15 protein-coding genes are annotated in these 17,455 nt (G+C 43.3%); 8 read left to right on the top strand and 7 right to left on the bottom strand.

Annotated elements, in window-relative coordinates; all coding sequences use genetic code 11:
- Positions 1 to 18 precede the first annotated feature (18 nt).
- The 5 genes from GVT53_RS16355 to GVT53_RS16335 all read left to right on the top strand — a co-directional run bounded on the left by GVT53_RS16355 (position 19) and on the right by GVT53_RS16335 (position 3,763).
- Positions 19 to 489: an IPExxxVDY family protein gene (locus tag GVT53_RS16355; RefSeq protein ID WP_166249561.1), complete on the top strand. Its 471-nt coding sequence runs from the start codon at positions 19 to 21 to the stop codon at positions 487 to 489.
- Between the two features lie 2 nt (positions 490 to 491).
- Positions 492 to 1,934, top strand: a complete 1,443-nt coding sequence (gene pyk, locus GVT53_RS16350; RefSeq protein ID WP_166249560.1) for a pyruvate kinase — start codon at positions 492 to 494, stop codon at positions 1,932 to 1,934.
- 145 nt (positions 1,935 to 2,079) lie between these two features.
- Complete coding sequence (locus tag GVT53_RS16345; RefSeq protein ID WP_166249559.1) at positions 2,080 to 2,928, top strand: helix-turn-helix domain-containing protein; 849 nt, start codon at positions 2,080 to 2,082, stop codon at positions 2,926 to 2,928.
- A gap of 92 nt (positions 2,929 to 3,020) precedes the next feature.
- On the top strand, positions 3,021 to 3,179 hold the full coding sequence (locus GVT53_RS16340; protein WP_166249558.1) for a hypothetical protein: 159 nt from the start codon (positions 3,021 to 3,023) through the stop codon (positions 3,177 to 3,179).
- 35 nt (positions 3,180 to 3,214) lie between these two features.
- A complete protein-coding gene (locus GVT53_RS16335) occupies positions 3,215 to 3,763 on the top strand; it encodes a carboxymuconolactone decarboxylase family protein (RefSeq protein WP_166249557.1) in 549 nt (182 codons plus the stop codon).
- Between the two features lie 56 nt (positions 3,764 to 3,819).
- Here GVT53_RS16335 and GVT53_RS16330 read toward each other — a convergent pair whose 3' ends face one another.
- Positions 3,820 to 4,398 carry a TetR/AcrR family transcriptional regulator gene (locus GVT53_RS16330; RefSeq protein WP_166249556.1) on the bottom strand — a complete coding sequence of 193 codons (579 nt, stop codon included), beginning with the start codon at positions 4,396 to 4,398 and terminating at the stop codon, positions 3,820 to 3,822.
- A gap of 223 nt (positions 4,399 to 4,621) precedes the next feature.
- On the opposite strand from GVT53_RS16330, the gene GVT53_RS16325 reads away from it, so the two are divergent.
- Positions 4,622 to 7,402: a M16 family metallopeptidase gene (locus GVT53_RS16325; protein ID WP_166249555.1), complete on the top strand. Its 2,781-nt coding sequence runs from the start codon at positions 4,622 to 4,624 to the stop codon at positions 7,400 to 7,402.
- A 33-nt stretch (positions 7,403 to 7,435) separates the two neighbouring features.
- Here the strand turns inward: GVT53_RS16325 and dinB are convergent, their stop codons facing one another.
- Entirely contained in the window at positions 7,436 to 8,536 is a 1,101-nt protein-coding gene (gene dinB, locus GVT53_RS16320; protein WP_166249554.1) for a DNA polymerase IV, read from the bottom strand.
- A gap of 27 nt (positions 8,537 to 8,563) precedes the next feature.
- Here dinB and GVT53_RS16315 point away from each other — a divergent pair, with 27 nt between their 5' ends.
- A complete protein-coding gene (locus GVT53_RS16315) occupies positions 8,564 to 9,037 on the top strand; it encodes a CYTH domain-containing protein (protein WP_166249553.1) in 474 nt (157 codons plus the stop codon).
- Complete coding sequence (locus GVT53_RS16310) at positions 9,031 to 9,693, top strand: lysoplasmalogenase (RefSeq protein WP_166249552.1); 663 nt, start codon at positions 9,031 to 9,033, stop codon at positions 9,691 to 9,693. The genes GVT53_RS16315 and GVT53_RS16310 overlap by 7 nt, the downstream gene beginning before the upstream one ends.
- A 94-nt stretch (positions 9,694 to 9,787) precedes the next feature.
- Here GVT53_RS16310 and GVT53_RS16305 read toward each other — a convergent pair whose 3' ends face one another.
- The 5 genes from GVT53_RS16305 to GVT53_RS16285 form a co-directional block, all read right to left on the bottom strand.
- Positions 9,788 to 10,927, bottom strand: coding sequence for an AEC family transporter (locus GVT53_RS16305; protein ID WP_166249551.1), 1,140 nt, complete (start codon positions 10,925 to 10,927; stop codon positions 9,788 to 9,790).
- Positions 10,927 to 12,126, bottom strand: a complete 1,200-nt coding sequence (locus tag GVT53_RS16300) for a pyridoxal phosphate-dependent aminotransferase (protein WP_166249550.1) — start codon at positions 12,124 to 12,126, stop codon at positions 10,927 to 10,929. Before GVT53_RS16300 ends, GVT53_RS16305 begins: the two co-directional genes overlap by 1 nt.
- A 138-nt stretch (positions 12,127 to 12,264) precedes the next feature.
- Positions 12,265 to 12,867, bottom strand: a complete 603-nt coding sequence (locus tag GVT53_RS16295) for a TetR/AcrR family transcriptional regulator (protein ID WP_166249549.1) — start codon at positions 12,865 to 12,867, stop codon at positions 12,265 to 12,267.
- Between the two features lie 11 nt (positions 12,868 to 12,878).
- Positions 12,879 to 14,279 (bottom strand): efflux transporter outer membrane subunit, encoded by a 1,401-nt coding sequence (locus GVT53_RS16290; protein WP_166249548.1) that lies wholly within the window; start codon positions 14,277 to 14,279, stop codon positions 12,879 to 12,881.
- Positions 14,280 to 14,296: 17 nt separating this feature from the next.
- Positions 14,297 to 17,440, bottom strand: a complete 3,144-nt coding sequence (locus GVT53_RS16285) for an efflux RND transporter permease subunit (protein WP_166249547.1) — start codon at positions 17,438 to 17,440, stop codon at positions 14,297 to 14,299.
- Positions 17,441 to 17,455: the final 15 nt, after the last annotated feature.

Below are 17,455 nucleotides of genomic sequence, written 5' to 3'. Positions count from 1 at the left end.
ATATTTACGGTTCGTGTTATGGGCATATTAACAACGCATAGGATATCGGCGGACTTGTACGATGAAAGTTTTTCGCTCATCGCCATTCATAGCAATTTGGAAGATTATGCCATCGCATATGCCATAAATTCCAGTTGCGGGCTATATCTAAAACGCATGAAAAAGGACCTTCATTTAGATGAAAAAATGTCTTTTTCAGTGTTTGATTGGGACGATGAGATGAGCGAGATGTATTGGACGTTGATTGCCAACAAATGTGAAATTGAGGAGGAAATGCCCTCGGTGGGATTGTTTGAAGACAATGTTTCCCGAAGAACGGATTATTTGGTGAAGGAACGCAAAGAAGTAGATTATTTTTTAAAAGTGGATACGATAGATGAAGCGTTGTTTCTCAAAAAAATCAAATCGATCAACACAATAGCCAAAGTGATAACAGCATATCCTTTGGACACACAGAATTTAAAATCAAAAAGAAATTTAATCTTTTAAAAATGCCAACTAGAAAGAAGACTAAAATTGTAGCGACCCTAGGACCAGCCACCAGTACAAAGGAGACCCTAAGGGAAATGATCCTTGCAGGAGTGGATGTTTTTAGAATAAACTTTTCCCATGCCGCCTACGAAGATGTTGCCGAGCGAATTAAAATGATAAGGGAACTTAATGAAGAACTGGAAGTCAATATAGCCATACTTGCCGACCTTCAGGGACCCAAATTAAGAGTAGGGGTAATGGGTGGCGAAGCCGTTGTTTCTCCAGGAGATGAGGTTACCTTTGTTACGGGAGAACCGTTTGAGGGCACAGCCGAAAGGGTGTACATGAACTACAAGAGCTTTCCCAAAGATGTTAAGGCGGGCGAACGTATTCTTTTGGACGATGGCAAGCTTATTTTTGAAGTAAAATCAACCAATGGAGATAACGAGGTAGTGGCCAAGGTGATACAAGGAGGACCGCTTAAATCCAAAAAAGGAGTAAACCTTCCCAATACCAACATCTCACTTCCCGCCCTTACAAAAAAGGATATCAAAGATGCCATTTTTGCCATCGGCCAAGATGTGGACTGGATAGCGCTATCATTCGTGCGCCATGCGCAAGACCTGTACGACCTTCATGATTTGATAAAACAGCACACGGAGCACAAAATCCCAGTGATTTCAAAGATTGAAAAACCAGAAGCACTGGAGAACATCGATGAGATCGTAAAAGCTTCCGATGGACTTATGGTGGCCCGTGGCGATCTAGGGGTGGAAATTCCGGCACAAGAAGTTCCATTGGTTCAGAAAAAATTGGTGTTGAGCGCCAAAAAAGGAAGAATACCCGTAATCATTGCCACCCAAATGATGGAGACCATGATTACCAGTTTAACGCCTACCCGCGCCGAAGTGAACGACGTGGCCAACTCCGTAATGGACGGGGCCGATGCCGTAATGCTTTCGGGGGAAACATCAGTGGGGAACTATCCCGTACAGGTTATCGAGAAAATGGCCAGCATTGTTTCAAGCGTCGAGAGTTCCAGTTTGATCAAGGTGCCACAAACCCCACCACATATTCGTACCAAAAGATATATTACCAAATCGGTTTGTTACCATGCAGCTTTGATGGCCAACGAAATATCGGCAAAAGCTATTTCCACATTGACGAACAGTGGATATACCGCATTCCAGATTTCGGCTTGGAGACCTGCAGCCCACATCCTTGTGTTTACATCAAACAAAAGAATTTTGACGCAACTCAACCTTTTATGGGGTGTAAAGGCATTTTACTACGACAAGTTTGTGTCCACCGACCAGACCATCGAGGATGTAAACCAAATTGCCTGTAAAAAAGGATACTTGGAAGTAGGGGATATGCTCATCAGCTTGGCGGCCATGCCCATCAAAGAAAAAGGCATGGTGAACACTTTGCGAGTTACCGAAATAGAGAGCTGTAATTTCTAGAACAAAAAATGGAGCTATAAAAAAAGCGCACATCATTTTGATGTGCGCTTTTTTGTTAAATATTTATGGCTACCCCACAAAACCGTGACTGTAAGTAAGTTTGAAATAAAAGGACTAATGGCTATGTAACGGAACAATCTTTCAGATGAGACACGAATACAAAGATTCCAGGTTGGGGGCCATTTTGGGGTTTACGGATGATATCAAAAACGAAGGAGAACGATTCTCCGCAACCTCAAAGACCATTAAATTTTTATGGAACCGTAACGATTGTCCCTTAACCATTCAAATAGATGGAATGGACCTGGAACTATTGTCAAATCAAATAATTACCGTTACTTATTTACAACATGTTTCATATTCCAAGGTAAAATTGCCCCTTACGGCCATTCTTTTCAATAGGGAGTTTTATTGCATATCCGATCACGACAGTGAAGTTTCCTGCAACGGGATTTTGTTTTTTGGAACACAGGACATCCCCATCATCACCATTCCAAAGGAACATTTGAACAAGTTTAATCTTTTGCACGACATTTTCATTGAGGAGTTTTCCACACCCGACAATATTCAGGGAGATATGCTTCAAATGCTCCTAAAAAGATTGATCATTATGAGCACTCGATTGGCAAAAGAACAGCTCATGGTCAAAGCATTGGGGAACGATCAAATTGAAACCATCCGAAAATTCAATGTTTTGGTGGACCTCAACTTCAAGACGAAGCGAAAGGTGAGCGATTATGCCGAATTGTTGCACAAATCCCCAAAGACGCTATCCAATCTTTTTGCCATTTACAACCAAAAATCACCACAACAGATCATTCTGGAACGAATTGCCTTGGAGGCAAAACGACTCATTAATTTTACCGATAAACAAAATCAGGAAATAGCCTATGACCTTGGCTTTAACGACCCTGCACATTTTAGTCGTTTTTTTAAGAAAATGACCCGAATGACCCCGTCGGAGTACCGAGAAAACCTTCATTTGGTGGCCTAAGGGAAAATTGGTCAAGCCGTCGGGAAATCCCTCCTAACACCTACCCTTCTTTTCGCAGCATCTTTGCCCTGTAATCAAAAAGCAGACAAAAGATGAAATCCACGGAAAAATCCATTTTCAATCTCATTGAAATTTTTAGAAAATCACAGAAAACCGGTGTACCGACCGTAAAGGTTTTGGAACACTGTGAGCAAAAACACCATCACGATTTCTATTGTGATGCGGAGCAACCCTTTATACAGACGTATTGATCATTTAAAAACAATTCATATTAAAAATCACGATTATGAGCACAATCAATGTACCCAAAAGAGAAGAAGTAAGCACGGCCAATCAGGCTATTTTTGACAATCTTGAAAAAATGGTGGGATTTGTTCCCAACCTTTTTGCCACCTATGCCCACTCCGAAAATGCGCTGGGCAATTATTTGGCCCTTTCCAACGCCAAAACCTCATTGAAGGCCAAGGAGAAAGAAGTGGTGAATTTGGCCGTAAGCCAAGTGAACAACTGTATTTATTGTTTGTCCGCCCATACGGCAATTGGTAAAATGAACGGTTTTACCGATGAGCAAATCCTGGAGTTGAGAGCGGGAAAAGCTTCTTTTGATGGCAAACTGGATGCTTTGGCACGATTGGCCAAAAACATTACCGAAAACCGAGGCGTTACAGATCAGCAAATTCTTGATGACTTTTTTGCAGCTGGTTGGACCAAGGAAAACTTGATAGACACCATAGTTTTGGTAGGTGATAAAACCATATCAAACTACATTCACAGCACAACAAAGGTCCCTGTGGATTTTCCAGAGGCACAACCTTTGGAAGCTGTTGGAGCTTAATTGCTGAAAAAGAAATAGTTTTTCAAAAGCCTTTCCAGTATTGGAGGGGCTTTTTTTTATACCAGTTCTGCGTCCATAAAAAGAGATGGCGCTATACTTTTGGCCATAAAAATAGGCCAATCGTTTTTAAAAAGATGGCTCTCGGTAACCGCACTTTCGTACAAAAGGTAGAGCCCGCCCGAAATTTTTTCGGTTTCCGCTTTGGACAAATTGGAAATATTGTCGCCCACAATCTCACCTAAATATAATAACAGTTCCTTTTTCTGTTGCTGAATCACGCTTAAAATGGCAGTTTGGTCGGGAGAAAGCTCACCCAGCGTCTTAAGTCCCCAACATCCCTGAAAATTTTCCTCAAGGTACATATCGCGCAACAGGTCAAAAATGGCCAACAGCTGGTTTTTTCCCTTTGACCTACTTTCCACATAGCTTTTAAGCGTGTCCATAAAGCCTACATGCCGTTGGTTGAGATAGGCAATACAAATATCCTCTTTGGATTTAAAATGGCTGTAGAGCGTAGCCTTTGCTATATCACATTTTGTGATGATCTCGTTGACCCCCGTTGAATTATACCCCTGCGAATAGAAAAGATCTCCCGCTGAAGATATAATGTGCTCGTGCAATTCATTTCGTTGCATAAATGGGTAAAATGTAGTTAATGGTGGTCAATGGTGCTACAAATTAAAAAAGAAAATATGTAAACCAAGCCCCAACCATCAACTATTATTCTGATTTGAACAAACAACTATTACATTCTCTGGTTTCAAAGTTGAATGCTAACAATCTAGCATAGTGTTCATTGTAAACAATTTCCTATCTTGTGTATCAAATTTATCGATCAAATAACTAAAAACAACAAAAATGAAAAAATTACTTCTGGCCTCTATTGTCGGCCTTTTGTCCTGTTCCATGGGTTTTGGACAAGGATTTCAGTTCAAAGCTGATGACATTGACATCGATTACAAAACCTACACCTTAAAAAACGGACTCACGCTTTTGGTGCATGAGGACCACAAAGCTCCCATTGCCGCGGTGAACGTTTGGTACCACGTAGGGTCCAAAAACGAAAAACCGGGAAAAAGTGGCTTCGCCCATTTGTTCGAACATTTGATGTTCAACGGAAGTGAAAATTACAATACCGATTATTTTCAGGCATTGGAAAGTATCGGGGGCACCGATTTGAACGGGACAACCAATACGGACCGAACCAACTACTTTCAAAATGTACCTGTTTCTGCCTTAGATCAAGTTTTGTTTTTGGAATCTGACAGAATGGGGCATTTGTTGGGAGCGATCGACCAAGAAAAACTGGATGAGCAACGTGGGGTTGTTCAAAATGAAAAAAGGCAAGGCGAAAACCAACCTTATGGTATGCAATGGGATTATTTGACCAAGGCCATGTATCCGAAAGGGCATCCATATTCCTGGACCGTGATCGGAGAAATGGAAGATTTGAACGCTGCCTCTTTGGAAGATGTGCAAGAGTGGTTCAAATCCTATTATGGTGCTGCCAATGCAGTGGTTGCCGTGGCGGGGGACATTGATGCCGAAGAAGTGCATCAAAAAGTGATCAAATACTTTGGGGATATCCCTGCGGGACCGACAGTGGAACGACAAGAGGTAAACATCCCCAACAAGATTTATGATTCCCGTCAAGAATACCAAGACCGTGTTCCGGAGACCAGAGTATTGTTCGCTTGGAACACACCTCCGTTTGGATCAAGGGAAGACCTTCACTTTGATTTGATCTCCGCCATCTTGACGAGTGGAAAAAACTCCAGGTTGTATCAAAAATTCATCTATCAAGACCAATCGGCCAGTGCCGCGGTCTCTTTTCAATCATCAAGCGAAATAGCGAGTCAATTTATCACTTGGCTCGATGTAAAACAAGGAGAGGATGCCGCAAAATTGGAGAAGGAACTAGAGGCAGAAGTCGAAAGATTTATCAAAGAAGGACCAACGGAAGCAGAACTGGAAAGGGTAAAGGCCAATTATTTTGCCAACTTTATCAAAGGTTTGGAGCGAATCGGTGGATTCGGAGGGGTATCGGATATTCTTGCCTCCAACCAAACGTACCATGGCGATCCATCCTACTACAAAACACAATTGAAATTTGTTGAAAATGCAACGGCCGAAGACCTTAGGAAGACAGCGGAAAAATGGCTGACAAAAGGCAAGCACGTTTTGATCTGCCGACCCTTTCCCGAGTACGACATCGTGGAATCTTCCGTGGATAGAAGCAAGTTGCCCGAACTTGGGGCGCCAAAGAGTTCAAAATTCCCAGAGTTGCAGCGTATGGAGCTGTCCAACGGGCTCAATGTGGTATTGGCACAACGGAAGGGGGTTCCTACGGTAATCATCAACCTAGTGGCCGATGCCGGGTATAAAACCGATTATTTGTCCAGTCCTGGAACAGCAAATTTGGCCATGAATTTGATGGACGAGGGAACCAAGGACAAAACTTCTTTGGAAATCAATGAGCAATTGCAGCTTTTGGGAGCATCATTGAGTACGTTCTCCAGTCAAGATGAATCCAACGTATATATGAGCACCTTAAAACCAAGTTTGGACGCCAGCTTGGATTTGTTCATGGATGTGGTACTCAATCCTGTCTTCCCTCAAAAGGAATTTGAACGCTTACAAAAAGAACAGATCAATAATATAAAACAGGAAAAGTCCCAACCGATTACCATGGCGTTGCGTGTGATGAACAAGTACATGTATGGTGAGGACCATCCGTACAGTAGCCCCTACACCGGTACTGGATATGAGGATACCGTCTCCGCTTTGACTCGGGAAGATGTAGTGGCGTTCTACAACACCTGGTTCAAACCCAACAATTCCACTTTGATTGTAACCGGCGATGTAGAAATGAGCGAATTAAAGTCCAAGTTGGAAAAGACATTGGGAAAATGGAAGAAGGGAGATGTTCCTACCATTGCTTTCAACCAGCCCAAGACCGGCACCAAGAACACGCTTTATTTGATGAACCGACCAGAATCCCAACAATCGGTGATATTGGCCGGACACTTGACCGAAAAGTACGGCGGCGTCAATGAAATTGCAATGGAGCAAATGGTAAATATCCTTGGAGGAGATTTTACTTCCAGAATCAATATGAATTTAAGGGAAGACAAACACTGGTCCTACGGAGCGGGAGGTTTTGTACTGGGTTCCAAGGAGGAACGTCCATTTATTGTTTATGCACCTGTACAGACCGATAAAACAGCCGAATCCGTGACCGAGATAAGAAAGGAAATCTCCGAATTTACCTCTACACGCCCCGCAACCAGCGAAGAACTAGAAAAAGTAAAGACCAATCAGGTATTGAAGCTTCCCGGGCAATGGGAGACCAATAGTTCGGTAAACAGCTCGGTAAGAAGCTTGATTCGGTATGACCTGCCCGACGATTACTATCAAAAATATGATCAGAACGTAAGAAACCTTTCTGTGGATGATATTAGAAAAGTGAGCAATGATGTGGTGCAGCCCGAAAAGGTAAACTGGTTTATGGTAGGGGATCGTGCAGAGATCATCGATAAATTGGATGAACTCGGTTTTGATAATATTGTTGAAATCGATGCCGACGGGAATCCAAAAAAACCAACGGTAAAACCAATGGAAACGGATATCAAGAATTAAATAAGACAGCCTCCCGAAAGGGGGGCTTTTCTTTTAAAAATCAAATTTGAGCTGAACCAGTACAGATTCCTTTTTTGGCTGTTCCTTTTCTTTTTCCGTGTTGAGGTTGGCCAACGAAATACCCAACAATCGAACTGAATTTTCCAATGTGGATTGGTACAGTAGCTCTTTGGCGGTCTCCAATATCAAATCTTTACTGGCAATAAAATAGGGGAGCGTCTTGCTCCGGGTCTGCAAGGTAAAATCACTGTACTTAATTTTTAAGGTGACCGTTTTTCCGGCAATTTTGGATTTTTGGAGCCTTCTTTCCAGCTCACCGGCAATGTTCTCCAACTTTTCCAGCATAAAGATCTCACTGCTCAGGTTTTCAAAAAAAGTACGTTCCGCCCCAACAGATTTTGGAATACGATGTGGCTTTACGGTACTCAGATGAATTCCTCTCACTACATTGAAATAATGTCCGCCACTCTTTCCAAAATGTTGGTCCAAGAACGCCAGCGATTTATCCTTAAGGTCTTTTCCCGTAAAAATTCCCAAACGGTACATTTTTTCCGCGGTGACCTTGCCCACCCCATAAAACTTTCGAATGTCCAAGTTTTCCAAAAACTCGATTACCTCTTCGGGGTTTACCGTCTTCTGCCCGTTGGGTTTGTTGTAATCGCTGGCCACTTTGGCGATAAACTTGTTGATGGAAATCCCGGCCGAGGCCGTTAACCCTGTTTTGTCAAATATTTTTTGACGGATTTCTTTTGCGATCAAGGTGGCTGATGGGTTCCCTTTTTTATTTTCCGTTACATCCAGATAGGCTTCGTCCAAGGAAAGTGGCTCCACCAAATCGGTATATTCAAAAAAAATGCTTCGGATTTGTTTTGAAACCTCTTTATAACGGTCAAAACGAGGTTTTACGAATATAAGATCGGGACAGTTTCTTTGGGCAATACTGCCCGCCATGGCACTTCGCACGCCAAACTTCCGTGCTTCGTAGCTCGCTGCGGAGACCACGCCACGTTTAGACCCGCCCCCAACAGCAATGGGCTTCCCTCTTAGTTCCGGGTTATCATGCTGTTCCACGGAGGCGTAAAATGCATCCATATCCACATGAATAATTTTTCTTAGGGGAAAATCAAAGTCCATTTTCAAATTTAGGGTATATTTAGTTTGATGGAACATTTGGAAATAGAACGAAAGTTTTTGGTAAAATCGGATGGCTTCAAACAGAAAGCCACATCACAGACCCGGATTGTACAGGGATTTCTGAACACGGACCCCGAAAGGACCGTTAGGGTCAGAATCAAGGGAGAACAGGGCTTTTTGACCGTAAAAGGCGCCAGTAACGAATCGGGAACCACCCGGTTTGAATGGGAGACGGAAATCACGGTGGCCGAGGCAGCAAACCTTATTGACCTCTGTGAAGCGGGTATACTCGAAAAGGTCCGTTTTGAAGTGCCATTGGGCAAGCATACGTTTGAGGTGGACGATTTTTTGGGAGAGAACAAAGGACTTATTTTGGCAGAAGTGGAGCTAAAACATGAAGATGAACGTTTTGAAAAACCGGATTGGTTGGGCCAAGAAGTTACGGGCCAAGTACAATATTACAATTCACAATTGAGCTTAAAACCATTTAAGGAATGGTAAAGCCCAAAACAGATAAAAAAATGTGGCTCATCAATATCTTAATATTGGTTTCCGCAAGCTTTGCCATTTATTTTGGGCTTTACAATGAGAGACAGCTTTTTATGTTCCTTAAACCGCTGACCACGATTTTAGTGATTGCTTTACCGTTTTTTACTCCAAAAAACGCCCACCTTAAATTTGGATGGTTGATTGTCGTTGGGTTGCAGTTCTGTTTGTTCGGCGATGTGCTATTGCTGTTTGAAGACTATTTTATATTAGGTCTTGTGGCATTTTTAGTGGCGCATGTTTTATTTTCTATTGCATTTATCCAGTACAAGGGATTTTACAAAAACTGGATTTCCTTTTTGATTCTTTTTGGAATAGGAGGGACTTTGTTTTTTTGGTTAAGGCCGGGGTTGGGCGATTTACTGCTGCCCGTTTCGGTTTATGTGGTCATAATCACGTTTATGGCATGGCAGGGAGTTGGGTTGTACCTTCGTGAAAGGAACAGCGCACATGCTTTTATGGCCATGGCCGTACTATTTTTTATGCTTTCGGACACCTTATTGGCGATTGCGAAATTCAAGACCCCGTTTTACCTATCCGGGCCACTGATTTTGGCTACATATTGGTTGAGCATCGGTTTGATTGCCAATGCCGCCAGGAAGATTTTTTAAAATCAAAATAAGGAAGAACGAAAAACCTGTAATAAAATTGACCACGTAGTCTTCAAAAGCTAGATGGTGATTTTACCGTTTATTTTATTAAGGTTTATGCCGCTTTTTCCGTGGTGGCAGAACTTATTTCATGATCGATCAACCTTTGCTCGGACCATTTTTTTTTGCTGATACCACTGCACAAAGGAATGATAAAACCTACACCCAACAGTGCAACGGCAATCATGAAAATATTAAATGGGTTTACAAAGAACGACCCACTGTTCAAAGTTGCCAAAATCAAAATGGTCGATAGCGGGAACGACAATGCTAAAATGGCCACCCCGAAATTACCGTTAAAGGTTTTCCTCTTGGAATTTTTGTCCATTTCCATGCTATCCACGGCAGCAATATGTGCATAGGGCCAAAAGCTACAGGCGCTAAGGCCAAAGGCCATGGCGAGCAATATTTCATTACGGGCCCCAATGCCCGTTACGGTGACAAAAATACCAGAAATGAGCAAAACCAATCCAGCACGGGTACAGAGCAAGGAAAAAATTTGGAAAAATTGTTTCCTTTTGATTTTCACCGCCAATCCAATAAAGAGCAGCACCAATGGTGTCATGATCAAGCTCAATTTTTCCAATGTCTCGCTCAAAAAGAACGGCAGGGAATCCATGTGCACTCCAAAAGCCAAAAGAATCAAGGCCGCCCCTATAAATAGGTTCACTGGTTCGGAAACCATGGCTTTGATCAATGGTTTTAATTTGGCGCCACCATTTCGCTTTTGATCGGTCTGTAAACTATAATGCCAGTTCATCGCCACCAAGTACAGGAAAAAGAGAACAAAAATTTTGTTCCCCAGATCGGACATGGCTGCTTTGGCCAAATAGTCATCCCCCAAAAACTCCAAAATAAACGGGAACGATGACAGTCCCGGTGCCAAGGAAGGCACCAAAAGTTTAGCGGTTCTGTATTCCGAAGTCCCTTTGCCAATGCCCATGAGGGGCAAAATAAGGGGCATGGCAAAGAACAACAATAGGTTGAGGCCAAGGGCCAATAAAGGCAATATTAACAGATGTAACTCGACCTTTACCCCCAACAACGCAATAAAAATGGTGGCTGGAAGGGCAAGGTTTAGAATTATTTTTTTTATTCCAGAAATCTCTTCTTTGGATTTAAACTTTACTTTAAGCAGTACTCCAATGAAGATGAAAAAAAGAAATACGATTGTTTTCTGAATGCCTATATCCACTATACCAACACTTTATTGAGTGCAGCGGTAAAGGTTTTCATTTCGTCCATGGTTCCCATACTTACACGGCACCAGTTCTGATCCATAAACTCGAAAGCACGAACTCCCACCTTCAATTCGGTCATTTGCTCTAAAAATGCGTGTCCTTCCATTTCAATGGGGAAAATAATAAAGCTGGTGGATGAGGGAACATACGAAGTAATCCCCAATTGCTTTAGGCTATCGTACACATATTCCCTGCAATCCGCATTGAGGCTTCGCGATTTTTCTATGAAGGCAGTATCATCCATTGCGGCCATTGCGGCATAAACGGACGGGAGGGATATACCCATTCCACCTCGAGTGATTTTTTGTAGTCTTCCCAGAGTTTCTTCCAATGCCACAATGTAGCCAACACGCAGACCGGCCATACCATGTATTTTGGAGAAGGTTCTGGCAATTATGACGTCCTTGCCCTCGTTTACCAAGGATACCATACTCTTTTTGGCTCCATCGTCCAAGAACCACAAATAGGCCTCGTCCACAAAAACAGGCACCTTTTCGGACACTCTTGAACAGAAATCGACCAATTCCTGATGGTCTGTCATAGAGCCGGTAGGATTGTTCGGGTTACATATATAGACCAGCTTGGTTTCATCGTCGATAGCTTCCTCCATGGCCTTAAGGTCGTGAGACCAATCATCTTTTAAGGGAACGGGTTTCCAAGTGGCCCCTACGGATTCCGCCACTCTGATGAGGGACATATAGGCTGGGTCGGCAGAAACTACATTGCCGCCGTTCATAAAGAAAACCATGGCCGTTTTCTCCAAAAGGTCGGACGAGCCGGGGCCCATCATAATATTTTTGCTTTCAACACCTTCAAAATCTGCAATTTTGTCCATAAGCTGAAACAGCTCTTTCCAAGCATATCTGTTGCCTCCCGAAGCTGAATTTTTAAATGCCTCAAGCGCCATTGGGGATGGTCCGTACGGATTCTCGTTGGCATTCAGTTTTGCCGCCAATTCCGGAAGGCCCGCTTCCGGCTTCGGTAAATATTCTTTGAAGAACGGACTGTACACTGCATTGCCCTCAGCATCTAGTGTTAATGGTGCCCTTGGTGTCTCAGCCAATCCAATATAGGGCAGTGCCATGGCGCCACCTGCGGTGAGCACACTCTTTCTTATCCAGTCACGTCTGTTGATGTTAGTTGTAGTTCCCATTGGTTTTTAGTTTTTAGAAGAATTTAAAATTAGATGATCATCTTGTTAAAATCAATGCTAAAAACGTAAAAATCAGCTATTTGAGGGTGGATATATTAAAATTGAGGGGTGATATTTAAGGAATTGATAGTCTGGGGGTTACTGAAGGGGGCTTTTTTGAAGATATTCCAATGTAAGTATGCCCCTTAGATTGTTGATAATGATGTGCTCCAACAATTCATGAATGCTGTATTCGTCAAATAAATTTGGTTGTGAATAGACGGTCTCTTCCATGCGGGACAAAAACAGCGTACAGACCAATTCGACATTTACATTTTTTCTTACTTGTCCCAAGGCCTGTGCCCGCTTTAAAAGCGGACTTACAATATCCCAAACAATGTCTTTTTTTAGCTGGGAATATATTTTATATGCCTCCGGATAGTATTTGTGGAGGCCGTAAAGAAAAGCAGGGTTGATTTCTTGAAAAGTGATCAACCCTTGCCTATAAATAAATATTACCGTGGTAAGGGGCTGTTCCTCGTTGGGGTTTTCGATGATGTAATTGTCCACATCGGCCCGAATATTGTCCAAATAAAACCGAAGGCTTTCCTTTACCAGTATTTCTTTGCTGCTAAAATGCTTGTACAGGGTTTTTTTTGATATGCCCAGGTTCTTGGCCAGTTCATCCATGGAGAAGCGTTTGCTTCCAAACTTGGTGAAGTTCTCGATGGCATAGGCCAATATGTCCTTTTTATCACCCAAATGAAGCATTTTTATTTCCAGCCGCCGCCAAGGGCCCTGTACAGTTCTATCATTGCGCTTAACCGAGCGTATTGCGAATCCACATAGTTAAGTTCGGAATTCAGTGCATTCTGCCGGGCCGTCAATACTTCCAGATAATTGGCCAAACCGTTGTCCAACAACTCTTCGGAATAATCTTCTGCAGTGGCGTATGCCTCGAGCTCCTTGGAACGGGCGGTTATTTTTTTGGTTTCGGCCTCATAGGTATATAGGGCATCGCTGACCTCTCTACCGGCGGTGAGCAAAGCTTGTTTATAGCTCAAGAGAGCCTGTTCTTGCTGGGCCTTGGCCACTTCTACTTGGGTTCGCAATTGTCTGCCGTTAAAAATAGGTTGCGTAAGGGACCCCACTAAGTTTGAGAAAAGCGAGCTTGCATCCAACCAATTGTCCAATTCCAAGCTCTGAAAACCCCCGGATGCCGACAAGCTCAAAGAAGGGTATAGACTGCTCTTGGCAACATTGGTCAATTCAAATGCGTTGATGAGACCGTATTCTGCCTGCATCACATCTGGGCGATTGGCAAGCAACATATAAGGAACTCCCGTGCTCAAATCAGTATCAATGGTCTGGTCGTCCAATTTACCTCGTTGAATTTCCTGTGGTGCCTCGCCCAACAGAATGCTAAAGGCATTTTCCAAAAGCTTGATGTTGTTCTCTAGGTCGATCACAATTATTTCCGTTGTGTGCACCTGAGCTTCCGTTTGTTTTACGGCAACTTCAGTTACCTGCCCGGCCTCTTTTAGGGCGATGGTGGTCTCCAAGCTATTTTTTCTGGATTCCAAGGTTTGTTTGGAAACCTCCAATTGTTTGTCCAACGCCATCAATTGATAGTAGGTGTTGGCTATGTTTGCCACCAATTGGGTCTTAACGGCTTGATGGGCGGTGACACTCTGCAAATAAGCGGCGCCAAAAGCTCTTTTGTTACTTCTGATCTTGCCCCAAATATCGGCTTCCCAAGAAAGGGAACCAGAAAGCTCGTACTGCTCCAATGCACTGGTGAAAAAACTACCAAACTGACTGTTCCGGGAGTTTTTTGTCCTTGTAAAACTGGCCGTCCCGGACAGTGTTGGATAGTAACCGGCCTTACCTTGTTTAAGATAGGCCTCTGCGGCAACTACATTTTGGAGTGCAATCCTAATGTCGATATTATTTTCCAGGCCTTCTTGAATATAGGACTTTAACTGTTCATCGTTAAATAGGTCCTTCCAAGAAACATCCGCCATGGAAATGCTGTCCTGTGGCAGGTTGTCCGTTCTATACAGGCTTTCTGTCCCTACCTCTGGTCTGGAGTAGTTTTTTGCCACAAAACAGGATTGTAGCAATAAGGGAACAACGAGCAACAGGGTGAATTTATATATGGATCTTATTTTCATTTTTTTAAGCTTTGTAATTAAGCATTGTTGGTTTCAATGGATTCTGGTTTTCCCGATATGCGCTCTTGCAACGCCTGGAACACCACAAATAGCACAGGCACTACAAAAACACCTAAAATGGTACCTATCAACATGCCACCAACGGCACTTACACCGATGGATTGGTTTCCGATGGCCCCGATACCTGACGAAAGGGCCAAGGGCAACAGACCAAATATGAAGGCAAAGGATGTCATCAAAATGGGGCGTAGCCTTGCCCGGGCACCATCGGCGGCGGCATCGAACAGGGATAGTCCGGCCCGTCTACGCTGCAATGCGAATTCTACGATCAAAATCGCATTCTTGGCCAATAATCCGATCAACATGATCAATGCGATCTGGAAATAGATGTTGTTCTGTAAACCTGCCATGTTGATGAATAGAATTGCCCCGGCGATACCGAAAGGAAGTGATAACAGGATGGAAAGCGGCAAAATATAACTTTCATACTGTGCACTTAGCAAGAAATACACGAACACCAAGCTCAGTATAAAAATGAGTATCGTCTGGGAACCCGCATTGTTTTCCTCACGCGTTAGACCGGAATAATCGTAAGTGTACGAATTTGGCAGAACTTGTGCCGCAACCTCCTCAATGGCGGTAATGGCATCTCCGGTACTATATCCAGGGTTTGGGACCCCGGTTATACTTACGGAACTCAATAGGTTAAACCTTTGTACCACTTCCGGGCCATAGATTTTTTTAAGGGTCACAAATTGGCTTACGGCAACGGATTCCCCATTGGCGTTCCTTACAAAAATGTGGTTCAAGGAATTTTCATTGGCTCTATCCTCTGGTTTGGCCTGGATCATTACACGATATTGCTTACCAAACTTGTTAAAATCGGTAGCATAGATACCTCCAAAGTAGCCCTGTAGCGAATTGAAAATATCCGTAGCGGTGAGCCCGGCCATTTTTACTTTTTCGAGGTCGATTTCCAAATCGTATTGAGGGAAACCTGGGTCGAACTGGGAAATGGCATATTGAATTTCCGGTCTGGCGTTCAGTGCTCCCAAAAATTGATTTTTCACATCGTTGATGGAATTCCAGTCTTCTCCTGTTTTACTTTGAAGTTGCACCTCAAACCCGGAACTGGTACCAAAACCTTGAATGCTCGGAGGTGTGAAATAGATGATTTCAGCATCATTGAAACCTGCGGTAGTGGCATACAAACGTTGCATGGTGGCGTTTACCGAAAGTGAATCTGCATCCCTCTCGCTCCAATCTTTCAGTTTCATAATGGAAAATGCATATGATCCGGCACTTACCCTGTTCAACAAACTGAAACCTGCTACGCTCATCCGTGCATCAATCACATCCATGGATTCATAAATGGAATCCAACTTCATAATGGTTTCTTCGGTTTTTTCAATGGTCGTACCAGGGGGCATGCTCACGTTGGCAAAGATCATTCCACGGTCCTCATCGGGTACAAACCCTGATGGTGTTGACTTGAACAAGAATACCGCAAGTATGCTAAAACCTGCCAAAAGGAGCAGTGTTATCCATGTTCTTTTCACCAAGGTACCAATGGTGTTGGTGTATTTGTTGGTCATTGCGTTAAAACCAGCATTAAAGGCATTGAAGAAACGGTTCAAGAAATTGGATTTCTTACCTTTTTCGTGATTATGTGGTTTTAAAAAGAGCGCTGCCAAAGCCGGACTCAGGGTCAATGCGTTTATGGCGGATATTAAAATGGCCACGGCCAGGGTAATACCGAATTGCTGGTAGAACACCCCCGAAGATCCTTGGATAAAGGATACGGGAATAAATACTGCGGACATTACCAAGGTTATCGAAATAATGGCACCGGAAATTTCGCTCATGGCATTTTTTGTAGCGGTCTTGGCAGAATCGGCGCCTTCTTCCAACTTGGCGTGAACCGCCTCCACCACCACAATGGCATCATCCACCACAATACCGATTGCTAAGATCATGGCAAAAAGTGTTAACATGTTGATGGAATACCCGAACAATTGAAGGAAGAAAAAAGTACCTACAATGGCCACGGGAACAGCGATGGCGGGAATCAATGTGGACCTAAAATCCTGAAGGAACAGGAACACCACAATAAATACCAATATAAAAGCCTCAATCAGGGTATGTACCACATGATCAATGGAGGCATCCAGGAAATCCTTGGAGTTAAAAGGAATTACATAATCGAGTCCTTTTGGGAAATCTACTTTTGCATCTTCCAAAATGGTTTCGATCTCATCAATAATTTCCTTTGCATTGGAACCCGAGGTTTGGTAGACCCCAACGGCAACTCCGGGATTGCCCATACCAGAGTTCTTTCTTACGTAGCTCAGGGCACCCAGTTCAATTTCTGCAACATCTTTCAAACGAAGAAAACCTCCATCATCAGTAGTTTTTAGAATGATGTTCTCATACTCCTTGACTTCCGATAGCCGTCCTTTGTATTTCATCACATATTCAAAAATACCATCGGCGTTTTCACCTATTTTACCGGTAGCAGCTTCGGTGTTTTGCTCTCTAAGCGCTGCTTGAATATCTGCTGGGACCAGATTGTATGCGGCCATTTTGTCGGGAGAGATCCAAATTCGCATGGAATAGTCCTTGGACCCGAACACGTTTACGTTACCTACACCTTTGATCCGTTGTAATCTTGGAACCAAGTTGATTTTCGCGTAGTTTTCCACAAAGGTGGCATCATAATCCTCGTTCTCCGAGAAAATGGAGAAGAACAATAATGCACTGTTCTGAGCTTTTTGTGTGGTTACACCGGTATTTATGACTTCTTGGGGCAACAGACTGTTGGCCCTGGCCACACGGTTTTGAACGTTTACCGCTGCAATATCGGGGTCGACACCAAGTTCAAAATATACACTGATGTTGGCAGCACCGTCGTTACTGGCGGATGAGGTCATGTAGGTCATCCCCTCCACGCCGTTGATTTGTTCTTCGAGCGGAATTACAACACTATTGAGTACCGTTTCGGCATTTGCACCGGTATAATTGGCATTTACCTGAACGGTTGGTGGAGCAATTTCGGGATACTGCTCTACGGGCAGCGTACTTAGTCCAAGAACACCCAATATCAGAATGATAACGGATATCACTGTGGAGAGTACAGGTCGATCTATAAATTTTTGGAACATATATTCTTTGTTCTA

The sequence above is a fragment of the Flagellimonas oceani genome (assembly GCF_011068285.1).
Lineage (GTDB): Bacteria > Bacteroidota > Bacteroidia > Flavobacteriales > Flavobacteriaceae > Flagellimonas > Flagellimonas oceani.
Note: the sequence above shows the minus strand (reverse complement) of the source record. Positions and strands in the feature narration are given on the sequence as shown.